The following is a 16839-nucleotide window of genomic DNA, read 5'->3' as shown; positions in this document are numbered from 1 at the left end:
GAATATCGAGCGAACGGAAGGCTGAGCCTCCGACTTCGCAAAGCGGCCTGCATGTGAAATGTTCAGATACATTATTCGATCATAAGGTCTGGCCGGCTTGCGCTTGCAGGCGTTCAGTGTTCTGAACGCGGCAGTTCAAGCGGTCGGAGGGGGAAATGTTACGCAAGGTTCTGCTGGCGAGCGTCGCCGGTCTGGTGATGCTCGGGGCGTCGGCTCAGGCGACAGCGCAGTCTGCGCCCGCGACGGCGGCGGCCACAGCCGCCTGGCAGGACGGACTGTTCGGCGTGCGGCTGGATCGCGAGAAGGGGCGGGTTCTGGCGCGTCTGTCGCCACCGGACGCCGAGGGCGTGATCGGCCGCTACCTGTATCAGCCGGGCCTGTCGGCGGGGCTGGGCATGGATAACGCCGGGCTGGACCGATCCGGTCTGGGCCAGACGCAGATCGTAGCCTTTCACAAGGTCGGCGGCCGGGTGTTCGCCCGGTTCGAGAATCACCGCTTCCGCGCCTTTGACGCCAGCGACGACGAGCAGAGGGCGGTCGCCGCCTCCTTCGCCCCCTCGACCGTCTGGGCGACGGATGTGATCGAGACGGGCGCAGACGGCTCGGTGGTCGTCGATCTGTCCGGCTTCTTGACCCGCGATGCGGTCAATATCGCCGGGCGACTGAAGCGGGCCAGCCTCGGTTCGTTCAAGCCGGCGCAGGATCTGGGGCATCTGGCGCTGGATCAGACCCTGGTCTTCCCCGACAACGTCGAACTTCAGACGGTCCAGACCTTCATCAGCGACGAGCCGGGCGGCGAGCTGTCGCGCATCGCGCCGGATTCGCGCGCCGTCACCCTGACGGTCCAGCACTCCTTCATCCGCCTGCCGGACGACGGCTTCCAGACTGTGCCGCACGATCCGCGCGGCGGCAGCATCAGCCAGGCGATGGCGGTGGATTTCGCCGCGCCTCTGGATCAGCCGGTGATGAAGCGGATGGCGCGCCGCTTCCGGCTGGAGAAGACCGATCCGTCGGCCGCCCGCTCGCCGGTCAAGAAGCCGATCGTCTTCTACGTCGACCGGGCCGCGCCGGTCGCCATCCGCGAAGCCCTGATCGAGGGCGGCAACTGGTGGGCGCAGGCCTTTGAAGAGGCGGGGTATCAGAACGCCTTCCGGGTCGAGCTGCTGCCCGAGGGCGCGCATCCGATGGACGCCCGCTACAGCATCATCGCCTGGGTCCACCGCGAGACGCGCGGCTGGTCGACCGGCAGCACGGTCAGCGATCCGCGCACTGGCGAGATCGTGCGCGGCGTGGTGCAACTGGGCTCGCTGCGCGACCGCCAGGACAAGATGATCATCGAGGGGCTGGTCGGCGCCGCCCGCGCCGGGACGGGCGCCGAGGACGACCCGGACCGCCTAGCCTATCACCGCCTGCGTCACCTGTCGGCGCATGAAATCGGCCACTCCATCGGCCTGGCCCACAACTTCGCCGCCTCGACCTATGAAGGGCGGGCCTCGGTCATGGACTATCCCGCGCCCTGGGTGATCGCCGACGGCGACCGGATGGACTTCAGCCAGGCCTATACGACCGGCGTCGGCGCCTGGGACCGCTACGCCATCGACTGGCTGTATGGCGATACGCCGGGTCAGGACCCGCAGGCGCGTCGTCTGGCTCTGGCGGCAGAGGCGCAAGGAAAGGGCTATCGTTTCGTCGGCGACAACGACACCCGACCTCTGGGCAGCCTTCAGCCCTATGGCGCCATGTGGGACAACGGCGAAGATCCGGTGGCGGAGTTCGCCAACACTCTGGCGGTTCGCCGCATCGCCCTGTCGCGTTTCGGCCTGGGCAATCTGCCGGCGGGCGCGCCGGCGGCGGACCTGCGCCGGGTCATTGTGCCGATCTATCTGTATCACCGCTATCAGACCACGGCGGTCGGGCGTCAGATCGGCGGCGTCGACTACAGCTACGCCGTCAGCGGAGCCGGGCATGAGCGGGCCGAGGTCGTGCCCGCCGACAAGCAGCGCGCGGCGCTGGAGGCCCTGATGCAGGCGCTGTCTCCGGCCGAACTGGACCTCAGGGACGACCTGATCGACCTGCTGTCCTCGGTCCAGTCGGGCAATCCGGACCGCCAGACCCAGATCGAACTGTTCGAGGGCAAGACCGACGCTGTGTTCGACCCGTCCTCGGCGGCGGCTGCGGCGACCGAGGTGGTGTTCGAGACCCTGCTGGCGCCCGAGCGGCTGAATCGTCTGATCGAACAGCAGCGCCGCGATCCGGGCCAGCTGGGCCTGGTCGAGACGCTGGATCGGGTGGCGTCGGCCGTCGGTCCGGGCGCCGTTCTCAGCCCGCGACAGGCCGAACTGCGCCGCGTGGCCCGGGCCCGCTACGCCGCCCATCTGTCGGCCCTTATGCAGGGCAAGGACCTGTCATCGACCGCTCAGGGCGTGGTGCGCGACAGCGCCCGCCGCTTCGGCGAACAGTTGAAACGCTGCCGTGGCGATCGGCTGGAGACGGCGCAATGCGCCTATCTGGCCGAAGCCCTGACAGGGCCGGTCGAGGGGCTGAAGGCGCTCAGCGCGACCCTTCCGGTCGCCCAGCCGGTTCCGCCGGGCGCGCCGATCGGCGGCGGCGAGTGGCATTGACGCTGGCTTAGGCTTCGGCCGACGCCCGTGCTGGTAAGAATAGGAACAGTATCATGAGAACCCTGCTGCTGACGGCCTGCGCCGTTTCGTCTCTTTTGGTCGCGTCGGTCCCGGCGGCGGCGTTCGCCGCCGAGGCGTCTCCGTCCGTGGCGCAGATGCAGCAGGCCGGGGCGCGGCTGAAGGCGCTCTATGAGGCGGAAACCGAGGCCGGCATGGCCCGCACCGGCCGGGTCAAAGGCGCCGACGGCGAATACGGCCCGGCGGATCGTCTGGCGGACGTCAGCCCGGCCGCCCAGCAGCAGCGTCTGGCCTATGTGCGCGGACTGTTGCAGCAACTGGACGGCATTTCGCTGGATGAGCTGTCGGACGAGGACCGCATCAACGCCGCCGTCTTCCGCACCAATCTGGAGCATGCCCTGATCGACGGTCAGGCCCGCCAGTGGGAGATGCCGTTCAACAGCGACAGCTCCTTCTGGACCTATCTGGATCAGGCCCGCAGCCTGCGCACCGCCGAGGACTACAGCGCCTTTATCTCGAGGATGCGCGACATCCCGCGCTATTTCGATCAGCAGAAGGCCAATATGCGCGATGGCCTGGCGCGCGGTTTCAGCGTGCCGCGCGTGACGCTGGAAGGCCGTGAGGCCTCGATCACCAACTTCATCACCGACACAGCCGAGGCCAACGCCTTCTACGCGGCCTTCCGCCAGATGCCTTCGACCGTTTCGGCGTCCGACCAGGCGCGCCTGCGCGCCGAGGCCGCGACTGTCATCAATGAGGCGGTGATCCCGGCCTATCGGTCGCTGCTGGACTTCTATCTGAAGGAATACCAGCCGCGCGCCCGCACCACGCTGGCGGCCCGCGACATGCCTGACGGCGTCGCCTTCTACGAATCCCAGGTCCGCAAATATACGACGCTGGATCTGAGCGGCGAGGAGATCCACCAGATCGGCCTGGCCGAGGTCGCCCGCATCCAGGCCGAGATGCGCCAGACGATGGCCGACGCGGGCTTCACCGGCTCGTTCGACGAGTTCCTGCATTTCCTGCGCACCGATCCGCAGTTCTACGCCAAGACGCCGGACGAGCTGATGATGGTGTCGGCCTGGGTCGCGGTGCGGGCCGATGGCGAGATCGGCAAGCTGATCGGCAAGCTGCCGCGCCGTCGCTACACCATCATTCAGGTGCCTGAGGCGCTGGCCCCCTTTTACACGGCGGGACGCGGCGGGCTGGAAGCCTGCCAGATGAACACCCACAACCTGCCGAGCCGTCCCCTGTACAACATCCCGGCCCTGACCCTGCATGAATGCGCGCCGGGCCACAGCTTCCAGATGGCGCTGGCCGAGGAGCAGGACGCGGGGCCGACCTTTCGTCGCCACACCTACTTCTCAGGCTATGGCGAGGGCTGGGGCCTCTATACGGAATGGCTGGGCGTCGAGATGGGCATCTATCGCACGCCCTATGAGAACTTCGGCCGCCTCAGCTATGAGATGTGGCGCGCGGCGCGTCTGGTGATCGACACCGGCGTGCACCTGAAGGGCTGGTCGCGCGAACAGGCCATCGACTATCTGGCGGGTCACACCGCCCTGTCGCGCCACGAGGTCGAGACCGAGGTGGACCGCTACATCAGCTGGCCTGGTCAGGCCCTGTCCTACAAGCTGGGCGAGCTGACCATCCGCCGTCTGCGCGGCGAGGCCGAGGCCGCCCTGGGCGAGCGTTTCGATCCGCGCCCGTTCCACGACGAAATCCTGGCTTTGGGCTCGGTGCCGCTGAACACGCTGGAGGAGCATATGCGCGCCTTCATCGCGCGCGGCGGCAAACCCGCTGAGACGGCCAAGGCGGGCGGCGCTCAATAAATACGGGCGACAGATGAGAGCAGGCGAGGGCGCGTCAGGGCTTGGACGCGCCCTTGCTTTTTTGGTCGATCAGGACGGCCTGTTGCCATCGGCTCGGCGCCTTGTCGGTGCGATGGATGCAGCCCGCCCAGCAGCAGGGGCGGCGCTTGCCTTCCCGCAGTTCCTCTACGGTCCGCCCGATGCGTCGCTGGCGCGTCGCCGGTTGTTTGGCGTCATCAACCCAGCAGATGAACTCATTGCGACCCAGCGGCGTCAGGTTTCGCCACAGGTCGAAAATCTCGGCGTCCATCTTCAGGGCGTCCTGAAGATCCGCAGCCGCCTGATGCACGGTTCCGTGCGGAAAGCCGTCTGACATGGGGCCTCCTGAGTTCGGCTGATCTGTCAGCATCCTCGGAATATAAGAGGCAAACCGATCCCGGCGACAATATTCGGCGTCAGACCTCGTGGACCTTGAGGCGGGTCGCAGGCCAGAGGGCGGCGATGAGGATCAGACCGGCCGATACGGCGTAAGGCGCGCCGTGCGCCGCCTGATAGGCCAGGGTTCCCGCCAGCGGGCCCAGGACGGCGCCCAGACCCTGCGCAGCGCCCACGGCTCCGGCGGCGGCGCCTTGCTCATGGGCTTCGACGGCGTTGGCGGCGAGGGCCGACTGCGAGGGATAGACCCAGCCCATACCCGCCGCGATGACGCCATAGGCGATCCATAGCTGCACCGGCGTAGCGGCGAAGACGGCGCCGATGAAGCCGACAGCGGCGATGCCTGCGCCGATACGAATGAAGCGCGAAGGCGCCCAGCTTAACCGGCGCAGCACTATCTGCGAGGCGAACAGAACCACGCCGACCACGGCCAGGGCGACGCCCGCCGTGCGCGCCGCTTCATTGGGCGACAGGCCGAAGCGGTCCAGCGCCAGGAAGCCGACCACCACCTGACACACGACCACGCCGCACATGGCGCAGAATGCGGTGACGACGGCGCGGCGGATGCGAACGTCGGAGAGCTTCAGCATCGACTTCTTGCGCGTCTCATGCGGCGCGTCGGCCGGCAGGAAGCGCCACACGGCGATGAAGGCCAGAACGGGCAGGGCGGAGATGATCATCAGGGCGGCGCTGAGGCTCCATCCGGCCAGCAGGCCCGCGGCGCCCGGCCCGACGACCATGCCCAGGGCGCTGGCGGCGCCGACGGCGCCCATCGCGCGGGCGCGCTCGGCCGGGGGCGTATGGTCGGCCACCACGGCGGCGCAGACCGGAGGCACGGCGGCGTAGAAGGCTCCGGCGGCGGTGCGCGCCGCCGTCATGCCCAGAAAGCTGACGATCGCTGCCGGGATCAGCGCCAGGGCCGCGTTCATGAACAGGCCCAGCGCCGCATAGCTGACGGCGAATCCGGCCAGGGCGATCAGCAGAACCTTGCGCCGTCCGATCTGATCGCTGCGCACGCCCCAGAAACGGGCCATCAGCATCCAGGCCACGCCCGCCGCCGTCACCGCCGCCCCGACGTGCCAGGGCTGAAGCCCCAACAACCGCGCCATCGGCCCGACCACGGCGACGAAGGCCATCATCGACAGGCTGCCGACGCCCGCCGTGAACAGCAGCGGCTTCAGGCTGAAGGCGCCGCCGGGGGCTGCGACGGTCGTGGTGGCGGAAGTCATGAGACGCTCCTGAACGGGATGGAGCGGCTTGATCGGCTAATTGAGAACCAATTGCAACTAGGGCTTGGCCATTGTGGCGGGCAGGGCCAGCTCCACCGCCAGACCCGGCTGATTGTCCTCCAGCCGCAGGTCGCCGCCGTGCGCCCGCGCGACAGCGGCCACCATCGCCAGACCCAGCCCTGCGCCCGAGGCGTGGCTGCTCTCGCCCTGATCCAGGCGATAGAAGCGGCGCAGCACCTTTTCGCGCTCGGCGTCCGGCACGCCGGGGCCGTGGTCGGCGACGCGGACGACCGCCCTGCCGTCTGCGCTGGACGTTGAGACCGCGACCTGGCCGCCGCCGTGGAAGACGGCGTTCTCGATCAGATTGGCCAGGGCCTGTTGCAGCAGAGCGGGGTCGGCCTCGACCGTTCCGGCCGGGGCGAGGGTGGCGGCCAGACGCCCGCCCGCTTCTTCGACAAAGGGGCTGTAGATGTCTGCCACGGCGCCGGTCAGGACGGCGAGGTCCAGCGGTTCGGTCTTCAGGGCGGCGTCGCCGCTTTCGATCCGCGCCAGCGTCAGCAGGGCCTCGAACAGGGCGCTGACCTGATCCGTTTCCTCAAGCGCGCGTTCGACGGCGGCTTCACGCGCTTGGGCGTCATTCAGATTGGCGGCCAGATCCTCCAGCCGGTTGCGGACCCGGTTCAGAGGCGCGCGCAGTTCGTGGGCCACGCCCTCGGACAGGGTCTTCAGCGTCGTCAGCGCCGCCTCCTGCCGGTCCAGCATCCGGTTGAGGTTGGCTGATAGTTCGTTGAACTCCCGCCCCAGGCCGACAGCGGGCAGGCGGGCCGAATCCTGACCGGCGATGATGCGGCCGACCGCCTGGTTGACGTCCTCCAGCCGCCGCAGGAACAGCCGTCCGGCGAACCAGCCGCCAGCCAGCGCCAGCAGGATCAGGGCGATCCCGCTCATCAGAGCATAGCGGCGGATGCCGCCGCGCAGTTCGTCCAGATGCTGGATGTCGCGTCCGACCGCCAGCAGGCCGCCGTCGGACGCCCGCGCGCTCAGCGCCAGCATGTTAGGCGTCTGGTCGGGCCAGCGGGCCGGGCGCGCCTTATTGGGCAGGTTGCGGCGGAAGCCGGTCTCATTGACCGCCAGCCGCGTCAGGCCGTTGGAGAAGGTGCTGCCGTCCGGCGCCTCGACCAGCAGCAGATAGCGCCGGGCGTCGCGGTTGCGGGCTTCAGCGTTCAACTCCTGCACCAGCTGGGCCGTGCCGTGCCGGTTGGCGTCGGCGCGCATGACGTCCATCTGATGGTTCAGCCCGTCGCGGACCTCGGCCTCGGCGAAGCGCATCAGGCCGTAGTCCACGCCCGCGATCATCACCGCCGCGCCCAGGCCGAACAGGACCGAGAAGGCGGCGGCGTAGCGCAGGCTGGCCGTGGACCAGACCGACGGACGTTTCGGCTCAGTCCGGAGCCTTGAGGACATAGCCCACCCCCCGGATGGTGTGGATCAGCTCCTGATCGAAGCCACGATCGACCTTGGCCCGCAGGCGGCTGATGTGGGCGTCGATCAGATTGGCGCGCGGGTCGAAGTGGAAGCCCCACAGGCTTTCCAGCAGCATGGTGCGCGTCACGGCGTGCCCGGCGTTGCGGGCCAGCCGCTCCAGCAGTTTGAACTCGTGCGGGGTCAGGTCCAGCGGCTTGCCCGCGCGGGTCGCCCGGTGGGCGGCCACGTCGACCTCCAGGTCGGCCACCCGATGCCGCGTCGTCGCCTCGGCCAGCGGCGGGCGGCGGACCAGCGCCTGAAGGCGCGCGCTCAGTTCGCTGAAGGCGAAGGGCTTGACCAGATAGTCGTCGGCGCCCGCGTTCAGCCCCGCCACCCGGTCGTCGACCGAGCCCAGCGCCGTCAGCATCAGCACAGGCGTTTTCAGGCCGCTCGCGCGCATGGCCTGCACCGCTTCCAGGCCGGGCAGGCCGGGCATCATGCGGTCGGCGACGATGGCGTCGTACTCGCCCTCCATCGCCATGTGCAGACCCGTCTCGCCGTCGTTCGCCTCATCGACCGTATGCCCTTGCTGGCGCAGGCCTTCGGCCACGAAGGCGCGGGTTCGGGCATCATCGTCAATGACAAGCATTCGCATGAGCGCCCTTCTAAACCTCTGCAGCGAAACGACCAGACCGGCTTGGAATTAATCTCGCCGCAAGACAACGCGAAGGTTGCTCCGCTATAGGCCGGTTGTTGCGAATGATATGCAACAGCTTGAGTGCGGCAGGGACCAGCATGGAGTCGAGAGTAGCGGAATTCTGGGGCGCGCCCGATCTGTCGGTTCAGATCGGCGGCGGCGCATCCGAACGGCAAGAGGTCGCCGCGCCGAAGGACGACATGGACTGGGCTTTTGGACTGACCACGCCGGAGCTGCGGCTCTTCACCACGGGTCTGAAGCAGCGCCTGACGCCGGGACCGGCGGCGACGCTGGGCGCGCGGGTGCGCCGCTTCTTCGCTGACCTGCCCGTCGCGCCGGAAACCGATGAGCCGTCACCGCGCCTGCTGGTCGGCGCCTTGCCGTTCGACCGCAAAGCCGACGACTGCCTGTTCCTGCCCGAGCGCGCGGCCAACCGCATCTGGGATATGCCTTCAAGCGCGTCTCATCCGTCGATCCGCGCCCTGACGCCCGAGCCGTCGCGCGCGGCCTATGAGGCGGCTGTGACGCAGGCGCTTGAGGCCATGCGCGCCTCGCAAGGCGGCGCCGAGCCGGTCGACAAGGTGGTGCTGTCGCGCAGCCTGAAGGTTCAGGGCGACGGCGCGATCGACCCCTTCGCCCTGTGGCGCGACCTGAAAGCCGACCCGACCGCCGCACGCTTCCTGACACCGCTTGGTGAAGGCCAAAAAACAGGGCAGGGCGGGGCCATGCGCCGTCTGGTCGGCGCCACGCCCGAACTGCTGGCGTCCAAGCGCGGCCCGGTCGTCTTCTCTCACCCTCTGGCCGGATCAGCTCGCCGCAGCACCGACGTGGTGCAGGACGAGGCGGCGGCGCAGAGTCTGCTGGCGTCCGACAAGGACCGCCGCGAGCACGCCCTGGTGGTCGAGGCCATCATGGACCTGCTGGCGCCCTACTGCAGCGACCTGCGCGCGCCGCCGGGACCGGCGCTCGTGTCGACGCGGACCATGTGGCACCTGGGCACCCGTATCGAGGGGCGGCTGCATCGCCCTGATGAAACCTCCGCCGCCGAACTTGCCGCCCTGCTGCATCCGACGCCCGCCGTTTGCGGCTCCCCGCGCGATCAGGCGGCTAAGATAATCCACGCGCTTGAAGGCTATGACCGGGGCTTCTATGCCGGGGCCGTGGGCTGGACCAACGCTTTCGGCGATGGCGCGTGGTACGTCTCGCTGCGCTGCGCCGAGACGTGCGGCGATCAGGCGCGTCTCTATGCCGGGGCGGGCATTGTCGAAGGCTCCGACCCCGCCGCCGAGGCGGACGAGACGTCAGGTAAGTTCCAGGCCGTCCTGCGCGCACTGGGCGTGGATGAGGCAAGCGTATGATTCCCCTGCAACAGATCTGGCCGGACGACATGGCGGCGCGTTATCGGGCCAAGGGCTATTGGCGCGGCGAGACCTTCTCTCAACTGCTGCGCAGCCGCGCCGAGGCGCAGGGCGACGCTGTCGCCGTGGTCGGCTTGGACAAGCGCTGGACCTATGGCGAACTGCTGGAAAAGGCCGAGACGGCCGCCGCCGGTTTCCTGGCGCTGGGGCTGAAGCCGGGCGACCGGGTGGTGGTGCAACTGCCGAACCTGCCCGAGTTCCTCAGCGTGATCTTCGGCCTGTTCCGGGCGAAGCTGATCCCCGTCTATGCGCTGCCCGCGCACCGCTCGACCGAGATCGTTCACTTCCTGAAACGTTCGGAAGCCGCCGCCTATGTCGTGGCCGACCGGCATGAAGGCTTCGACTACCGCGCCCTGGCCCGCGCCGTTCAGGCCGAGGTTCCGGACCTGCGCCATGTGGTCGTGGTGGGCGAGGCCGAGGAGTTCGCATCCTTCGATGGTTTCCGCGCCGATCCGGCGTCTCTGCCGACGCAGGACGCCGATCCGTCCGATGTGGCCTTCCTGCAGATTTCGGGCGGCTCGACCGGCCTGTCCAAGCTGATCCCGCGCACCCACGACGACTATCTCTACAGCGTGCGCGAAAGCGCCGACATCTCGGCGCTGGAGCCGGAGAGCGTCTATCTGACGGCCCTGCCGGCGGCGCATAACTTCCCGATGAGCTCGCCCGGCTATCTGGGCGCTCTCTATGTCGGGGCGACGGTGGTGATGGCGCCATCGCCGTCGCCGGACGTCTGCTTCCCTCTGATCGCGCGCGAGGGGGTGACGATCACCGGACTGGTGCCTCCTCTGGCCCTGTTGTGGATGCAGGCGGCGGCGAAGAAGACCTACGACCTGTCCAGCCTTCAGGTGCTGCTGGTCGGCGGGGCGAAATTCCTGCCCGAGGCCGCGCGGCGCGTGCGCACCGAACTGGGCTGCACCCTGCAACAGGTGTTCGGCATGGCCGAGGGTCTGGTCAACTACACCCGGCTGGACGACCCCGAGAGCCTGATCGTCGAGACGCAAGGGCGACCCATCAGCCCCGACGACGAAATCCTGATCGTCGACGACGCGGGCGCGCCCGTGGCCGAGGGCGAACCGGGCAATCTGCTGACGCGCGGGCCCTATACGATCCGCGCCTATCACAACGAACCGGCGGCCAATGAGCGGTCCTTCACCGACGACGGCTTCTACCGCACCGGCGACGTGGTGCGGCGCACGCCCGAGGGCTACCTCGTGGTCATGGGCCGGGCCACCGACCACATCAACCGCGCGGGCGAAAAGATTTCGGCCGAGGAGGTCGAGGATCACCTGCTGGCCCACCCATCCGTGTTCGACGCGGCCGTGGTGTCGGTGCCCGACGACTATCTGGGCGAACGTATCTGCGCCTTCATCATCCCCAACGGCGCACCGCCCCGCGGCGTCGAGCTGAAGGCCTGGATGCGCAAGCGCGACATCGCCGACTTCAAGGTGCCGGACCAGATCGTCTTCGTCGACGACTTCGCCGTCACCGCCGTGGGCAAGGTCAGCCGCCGCGAACTGCGCGCGGCGCTTCGCCAGCGCATTCTGGAAGAAGAGGGCAAGGCGTGAGCGTCTCCAAAGGCCTGCCCACCGTCCCGGCCTACGCCCTGCCGACCGAGGCGGAGATCCCCGCCTCGCGCGCCCAGTGGACGTTGCAGCGTGATCGCGCCGCCCTGCTGGTTCACGATATGCAGCGCTATTTCATGCGCCCCTATGCGCCGGGCGCCGAGCCTCTGCCGGGCCTGATCGCCAACATCGCCGGGCTGATCGCGGCGGCGCGGGCGGCGGGCGTTCCCGTCTTCTACACCGCCCAGCACGGCGATCAGGATCGCCGCGACCGGGGCCTGCAGGCCGACCTGTGGGGACCGGGCATGGGCAGCGCGCCCGAGCATGAAGAGATCCTGCCCGAACTGGCCCCGGCGCCGGGCGACTTCCCTCTGGTCAAGCACCGCTACAGCGCCTTCCAGCGCAGCAACCTCGAGACGCTGATGCGCGTGCGCGGGCGGGATCAGCTGATCGTCTGCGGCGTCTACGCCCACATCGGCTGCCAGCTGACGGCGGCCGAGGCGTTTCAGCGGGACATCGAACCCTTCTTCGTCGCCGATGCGCTTGGCGACTTCTCGCGCGACAAGCATATGGGCGCGGTGGCCTGGGCCGCCGACACCTGCGCCGTGGCACTTTCGACGGCGCGCGTTCTGGAACGACTGAAATGACCAAGCTGACCCCGCAGGATCTGACGCTGGAACGGATGCGCGCCGATGTCGCCGCCGTGCTGCACGAAACGCCGGACTCCATTCTGGACGACGACAATCTGATGGATCTGGGCGTCGACTCCTTGCGCGCCCTCAACCTGTCTCTGGCGTGGAGCGAGGCTGTGCCGCTGGAGTTCAGCGAACTGGCCGAACACACGACGCTCGCAGGCTGGTGGAGCGTGGTTCAGGCGCGCCTGCGCGCCGCCGGTCACGACGCCTGACGCCAGTATCATGGACGACGGACGCATGGCGGCGGCGCTGGAATACCCGCTGACGGAAGCCCAATCCGGCCTGTGGTTCGCCCAGAGGCTGGACCCGGCCAACCCGATCTTCAACACGGCCCACTATCTCGACATCCGGGGCGATCTGGACGTCGAGGCCTTCCGCGCCGCTGTCGATCGGACCGCCGCCGAGGCCGAGGCCCTGTCGCTGCGTTTTGTCGAGCGAGGCGGCGAGGTGTTCCAGACCCTCGACCCGACCCATCAGCCTTTGCTTCAGATCGTCGACGTGTCCGCCGCCGGCGACCCGGTCGCCGAGGCCATGGCCGCCATGCGCCGCGATCACGAGACGCCGCTGGACCCGACCCGCGACCCGCTGGCCGCCAACATCCTGTTCTTGATGGGGCCGCAACGCTTCCTGTGGAGCCTGCGCGTTCACCACTTGGCCACCGACGGCTTCGGCATGGCCCTGCTGACCAGCCGCACAGCCGAACTTTACAACGCCGCGCGCGGCGGCCCGGCGCCCGGTCCGGTCTTCAACCCCATCGCCAAGGTGTGGGAAGAAGACGCCGCCTATCGCGCCTCGGACAAGCGCACGGCCGACGCCGCCTGGTGGCGCGAGATCATGGGCGACGCGCCCGAGGTCGCCTCCCTGGCGCCCGGCAAGGCGACGACCGCACACCGCTTCCACCGCATCGAACGCGCCCTGACGTCTGAGGTCACGGCCCGCCTGCGCGCCCGCGCCGACGCCGGGCGCCTGTCATGGCCCGACGTGCTGACCGCCATCGGCGCCGCCTATGTCCGCCGTTTCTCGGGCGCCGAAGAGGCGGTGATCGGCGTGCCGTGGATGGGCCGCATGGGCAGCGCCTCGGCGCGCACGCCCGCCATGATCATGAATGTTCCGCCGCTGCGCCTGACGCTGGACGAGGACGCACCGCTGGACGAGCAGTTGATCCTGGCCTCCAAGGCCCTGATCAAGACCCGCCGCCATGGCCGTTACCGCAGCGAGCAGCTGCGGCGCGACCTGGGCCTGATCGGCGGGGCGCGGCGTCTGTATGGGCCGCTGGTCAACGTCCTGCCGTTCGACCTGCCGCCGCGCTTCGCGGGGCTGGACACGACGCTGAAGGTGCTGGGCACCGGCCCAGTGGACGACATCAGCTTCACCTTCCGCGGCGACGCGGCCCCGGCCCTGACGCTGGAAGTCGACGCCAACCCCGACCTCTACACGCTGGAAGAGGCCGCCGCCCACGCAGAGCGTCTGGCCGCCTTTCTGACGAACGCGCTGGACGCCGAAACGCTGGGCGAGGTTCCCATCGCCACGCCGAGCGAGGCCGCGCGCGAACTCGAAGCCTTCAACGACACCGCCCACCCGGTCCCCGACACGACGCTGACCGCCCTGCTGGAGGCGGCGATGAAGGCGACGCCGGACGCCCCGGCGCTGACCTTCGGCGAGCAGACCCTGACCTACGCCGAGCTGGACCGCCGCACGGCGGCGCTGGCCTCGGCGCTGGCGGCGCGCGGCGTGGGGCGCGAGAGCCTCGTGGCCGTGGCCCTGCGGCGCTCGCTTGAGTTGGTGATCGCCCTCGTCGCGACGCTGCGCGCAGGCGGCGCCTATCTGCCGCTCGATCTGGAGCATCCGGCCGAGCGCATCGCCGCCATCGTCCGCGCCGCCGGGCCGAGCGTCGTTCTGGCCCATGAAGACATCGGCGGCGCCTTCGGCGAGGCGCTGCTGGCGCCCGCCGACTGGCCGCTGGACGGGGCTGCGCCTGCGGTGGCGCAAGCGGGCGAGGACGCCGCCTATGTCATCTATACCTCGGGGTCGACCGGCGATCCCAAGGGGGTGCTGGTCGAGCATCGCGCCATCGTCAATCGCCTGCTGTGGATGCAGGCCGAGTACGGCATCGGCGCCCAGACCCGCATCCTGCAGAAGACGCCCGCCACCTTCGACGTGTCGGTGTGGGAGTTCTTCCTGGCGCTGATCTCGGGCGGCGAACTGGTCGTGGCCCCGCCCGGCGCGCACCGCGATCCGGCCGCCATCGCCGGGCTGATCCGCCGCCATGCGGTCACCGACCTGCACTTCGTCCCCTCCATGCTGTCGGCCTTTCTGGCCGATCCGGCGGCGAAGGGCATCGCGGTCGCCCACGTCTTCTGCAGCGGCGAGGAGTTGCCCGCCGAACTGCGCGACCGTTTCCACCAGACGGTGAGCGCCGAACTGCACAACCTCTACGGCCCGACCGAGGCGGCGGTGGATGTCAGCTATTGGGCCGCCGGGCCGGAAGATACGTCCCGCCCCATGCCGATCGGCTGGCCGGTGTGGAACACGCGGCTGGTCATTCTGGACGAGCGGCTGCGCCCCGTGGCGCCCGGCATGGGCGGCCATCTGCATCTGGGCGGGGTCCAACTGGCGCGCGGCTATCTGAACCGGCCCGACCTGACCGAGGACCGCTTCATCCCCGATCCGCACCATCCGGGTCAGCGCCTGTATCGCACCGGCGACGTGGCGCGCAGGCGGGCGGACGGGGCGGTAGTCTATCTGGGCCGCAGCGACCATCAGGTGAAGATCCGCGGCCTGCGCATCGAACTGGGCGAGATCGAAGCCGCCGTCATCGCCAGCGGTCTGGCGCGTGAGACGGTGGTGCTGGCGCGCGAAGACCGTCCCGGCGAGCGCCGTCTGGTCGCCTATCTGGTTCCGGCCGAGGGTTATGATCCCGCCGCTCTGAAGGCCAAGCTGGCCGCGCGCCTGCCCGACTATATGGTGCCCGCCGCCATCGTGGCGCTGGACGCCCTGCCCACGACCTCCAACGGCAAGCTGGACCGCAAGGCGCTGCCCGCCCCGGTGTTCGAGGCCGCTGCGGGCCGGGCGGCCGAGACGCCGACCGAGACAATCATCGCCGAACTGTTCGCCGAGACGCTGGGCAGGGCCGAACCGGCGGGCGCCGATGACGACTTCTTCACGCTGGGCGGCGACTCCCTGCTGGCGGTGCATCTGATGATGCTCATCCGCGAGCGGCTGGGGCGCGATCCGGGGCTGGGCGCTCTGTTCGACCGGCCGCGCGTGGCCGAACTGGCCGCCCTGATCGACGCTGAGGCGCTGGACTTCGACAACGGGCTGGGCGTGCTGATCCGACTGGCCGAGGGCGATGCGGCCCTGCCGCCGCTGTTCCTGATCCACCCGGCGGGGGGGCTGTCGTGGGGCTATCGCACCCTGGCGCGCGCCCTGTCGCCGCGCCGCACGGTGTGGGGCGTGCAGTCGCCCGCGCTGGACCCGCAGAACGCCCTGCCGGACGGCATCGAGGCGCTGGCGTCCGTCTATGTCGATCATATTCTGGCCTTGGGCGCGCCCGGCCCGGTCCACATCGCAGGCTGGTCCGTCGGCGGCATCATTGCACAGGCGGCGGCGGTCGAGCTGGAGCGGCGCGGCGTCAAGGTCGGGTTGATGGCCATGCTGGACTCCTATCCGGCCGAGTGCTGGCGCGCCGAACCTGAGCCCGACCCCATCGACGCCATGCGCGCGCTTCTGGCCATCGCCGGATACGACCCGACCCAGTATCCCGAACTGCGCAGCCGTGCGGCCATCCTCGCCTTCCTGAAGGCGGGCGACAGCGCGCTGGGCGGTCTGCCCGAGGCGGCGCTGGACGGGGTGATCCGCGTGGTGCTGGACACCAACCGTCTGGTGCGGGAGCATCATCACAAGCCGTTCGGCCGCCGCACCACCCACGTCCGCGCGGCGCTGGATCACAAGGATCGCGACCTGACGCCGGGCCTGTGGCGGCCTTACTCGCCCGATCTGGACGTGGTCGAGGTTCCCTTCCTGCACCCGCAACTGACCGGCCCGGCGGCGACGGCCTTGATCGCCCCTGCGCTCGACGCCCGCATGACCGCCTTCGAGGAGATCGCACGATGAGAGACAGCGGACTGTCCGGCCGTCTGGCCCTGGTCACGGGCGCGGGCGGCGGCATTGGCGCCGCCGTGGTGCGCTTGCTGGTCGAGGAGGGCGCGCGCGTGGTCGCCACCGACCTGCCGTCCACGGCCCTGTCGGGTCTGGCCTTCCTGAACGGCGTGCGGGTCGAGTCGCTCGACGTGTCCGACGGCGCGGCGGTCGAGGCCCTGTTCGCCCGCATCGAGGCCGAGGACGGCCCGATCGACTTCGTGGCCAGCGTGGCGGGCGTCCTGTCCAATGTGACGGTGGATCAGACCTCCGACGCCGAGTGGCGCCGTGTGTTCGCGGTCAATACGGATGGGCCTTTCCACCTGGGTCGTGAAGTGTCGCGCCGGATGGGCGAAAGAGGCAAGGGCGCCTTCGTCACCGTCAGCTCCAACGCGGCGGGCGTGCCGCGTCATGCGATGGCGGCCTATGCCGCGTCCAAGGCGGCGGCGACCATGTTCACCCGCTGTCTGGGGCTCGAACTGGGGCCCAAGGGTGTCCGCTGCAACATCGTCGCCCCCGGCTCGACCCTGACGCCGATGCAGACCGGCATGTGGGCCGATGAGGACGGCGCCGCCCGCGTCATCGCCGGTTCGCCGGAAACCTTTAAGGCCGGGATTCCGTTGCAGAAGCTGGCGACGCCGGAAGACATCGCCGAGGCCGTGGTCTTCCTGTTGTCGGATCGTGCGGCGCACATCACCATGACGGACCTCTACGTCGACGGCGGAGCGACCCTGCGCGCCTGACGCCGAGGC

General features: G+C 69.4%; 12 protein-coding genes. 8 read left to right on the top strand and 4 right to left on the bottom strand.

Features of this window, described 5'->3' with window-relative positions; translation table 11 throughout:
- Nucleotides 1-155: 155 nt before the first annotated feature.
- Together RSD66_RS11280 and RSD66_RS11275 are read left to right on the top strand one after the other, a co-directional pair.
- Complete coding sequence (locus tag RSD66_RS11280) at nt 156-2621, top strand: zinc-dependent metalloprotease (RefSeq protein WP_415287819.1); 2466 nt, start codon at nt 156-158, stop codon at nt 2619-2621.
- Nucleotides 2622-2674: 53 nt separating this feature from the next.
- Nucleotides 2675-4471: a DUF885 domain-containing protein gene (locus RSD66_RS11275; RefSeq protein ID WP_415287817.1), complete on the top strand. Its 1797-nt coding sequence runs from the start codon at nt 2675-2677 to the stop codon at nt 4469-4471.
- 34 nt (nt 4472-4505) lie between these two features.
- On the opposite strand, the gene RSD66_RS11270 is transcribed toward RSD66_RS11275, so the two are convergent.
- The 4 genes from RSD66_RS11270 to RSD66_RS11255 form a co-directional block, all read right to left on the bottom strand.
- Nucleotides 4506-4826, bottom strand: a complete 321-nt coding sequence (locus RSD66_RS11270) for a YdeI/OmpD-associated family protein (protein ID WP_415287815.1) — start codon at nt 4824-4826, stop codon at nt 4506-4508.
- Between the two features lie 79 nt (nt 4827-4905).
- Nucleotides 4906-6114, bottom strand: coding sequence for an MFS transporter (locus RSD66_RS11265; RefSeq protein ID WP_415287813.1), 1209 nt, complete (start codon nt 6112-6114; stop codon nt 4906-4908).
- 57 nt (nt 6115-6171) lie between these two features.
- Nucleotides 6172-7578: a sensor histidine kinase gene (locus RSD66_RS11260; protein ID WP_415287812.1), complete on the bottom strand. Its 1407-nt coding sequence runs from the start codon at nt 7576-7578 to the stop codon at nt 6172-6174.
- On the bottom strand, nt 7556-8227 hold the full coding sequence (locus RSD66_RS11255) for a response regulator transcription factor (protein ID WP_081650917.1): 672 nt from the start codon (nt 8225-8227) through the stop codon (nt 7556-7558). Before RSD66_RS11255 ends, RSD66_RS11260 begins: the two co-directional genes overlap by 23 nt.
- A 146-nt stretch (nt 8228-8373) precedes the next feature.
- Here RSD66_RS11255 and RSD66_RS11250 point away from each other — a divergent pair, with 146 nt between their 5' ends.
- The 6 genes from RSD66_RS11250 to RSD66_RS11225 are packed head-to-tail and all read left to right on the top strand — an operon-like array spanning nt 8374 to nt 16830.
- Entirely contained in the window at nt 8374-9633 is a 1260-nt protein-coding gene (locus tag RSD66_RS11250) for an isochorismate synthase (protein WP_415287810.1), read from the top strand.
- Nucleotides 9630-11258: a (2,3-dihydroxybenzoyl)adenylate synthase gene (locus tag RSD66_RS11245; protein ID WP_415287809.1), complete on the top strand. Its 1629-nt coding sequence runs from the start codon at nt 9630-9632 to the stop codon at nt 11256-11258. Before RSD66_RS11250 ends, RSD66_RS11245 begins: the two co-directional genes overlap by 4 nt.
- The gene (locus RSD66_RS11240) at nt 11255-11902 is read left to right on the top strand and encodes an isochorismatase family protein (protein ID WP_415287808.1); all 648 of its coding nucleotides are present in this window, start codon (nt 11255-11257) and stop codon (nt 11900-11902) included. The genes RSD66_RS11245 and RSD66_RS11240 overlap by 4 nt, the downstream gene beginning before the upstream one ends.
- Entirely contained in the window at nt 11899-12162 is a 264-nt protein-coding gene (locus RSD66_RS11235) for a phosphopantetheine-binding protein (RefSeq protein ID WP_024353927.1), read from the top strand. The genes RSD66_RS11240 and RSD66_RS11235 overlap by 4 nt, the downstream gene beginning before the upstream one ends.
- 10 nt (nt 12163-12172) lie before the next feature.
- The gene (locus RSD66_RS11230) at nt 12173-16063 is read left to right on the top strand and encodes an amino acid adenylation domain-containing protein (protein WP_415287806.1); all 3891 of its coding nucleotides are present in this window, start codon (nt 12173-12175) and stop codon (nt 16061-16063) included.
- Complete coding sequence (locus RSD66_RS11225) at nt 16060-16830, top strand: 2,3-dihydro-2,3-dihydroxybenzoate dehydrogenase (RefSeq protein ID WP_415287805.1); 771 nt, start codon at nt 16060-16062, stop codon at nt 16828-16830. The genes RSD66_RS11230 and RSD66_RS11225 overlap by 4 nt, the downstream gene beginning before the upstream one ends.
- The last annotated feature ends 9 nt before the right edge of the window (nt 16831-16839 follow it).

Source organism: Brevundimonas sp. S1H14, from assembly GCF_047716865.1.
Lineage (GTDB): Bacteria > Pseudomonadota > Alphaproteobacteria > Caulobacterales > Caulobacteraceae > Brevundimonas > Brevundimonas naejangsanensis.
The sequence above is the reverse complement of the archived record's forward strand: the minus strand, read 5'-3'. Positions and strand labels throughout refer to the sequence as shown.

Excerpts from the sequence above, each read along its gene's own strand:
- RSD66_RS11250 (WP_415287810.1), top strand. The coding sequence starts at position 8,374 with ATGGAGTCGAGAGTAGCGGAATTCTGGGGCGCGCCCGATCTGTCGGTT.
- RSD66_RS11280 (WP_415287819.1), top strand. The coding sequence starts at position 156 with ATGTTACGCAAGGTTCTGCTGGCGAGCGTCGCCGGTCTGGTGATGCTC.
- RSD66_RS11260 (WP_415287812.1), bottom strand. The coding sequence starts at position 7,578 with ATGTCCTCAAGGCTCCGGACTGAGCCGAAACGTCCGTCGGTCTGGTCC.
- RSD66_RS11255 (WP_081650917.1), bottom strand. The coding sequence starts at position 8,227 with ATGCTTGTCATTGACGATGATGCCCGAACCCGCGCCTTCGTGGCCGAA.
- RSD66_RS11235 (WP_024353927.1), top strand. The coding sequence starts at position 11,899 with ATGACCAAGCTGACCCCGCAGGATCTGACGCTGGAACGGATGCGCGCC.
- RSD66_RS11245 (WP_415287809.1), top strand. The coding sequence starts at position 9,630 with ATGATTCCCCTGCAACAGATCTGGCCGGACGACATGGCGGCGCGTTAT.
- RSD66_RS11265 (WP_415287813.1), bottom strand. The coding sequence starts at position 6,114 with ATGACTTCCGCCACCACGACCGTCGCAGCCCCCGGCGGCGCCTTCAGC.
- RSD66_RS11270 (WP_415287815.1), bottom strand. The coding sequence starts at position 4,826 with ATGTCAGACGGCTTTCCGCACGGAACCGTGCATCAGGCGGCTGCGGAT.
- RSD66_RS11275 (WP_415287817.1), top strand. The coding sequence starts at position 2,675 with ATGAGAACCCTGCTGCTGACGGCCTGCGCCGTTTCGTCTCTTTTGGTC.
- RSD66_RS11230 (WP_415287806.1), top strand. The coding sequence starts at position 12,173 with ATGGACGACGGACGCATGGCGGCGGCGCTGGAATACCCGCTGACGGAA.
- RSD66_RS11225 (WP_415287805.1), top strand. The coding sequence starts at position 16,060 with ATGAGAGACAGCGGACTGTCCGGCCGTCTGGCCCTGGTCACGGGCGCG.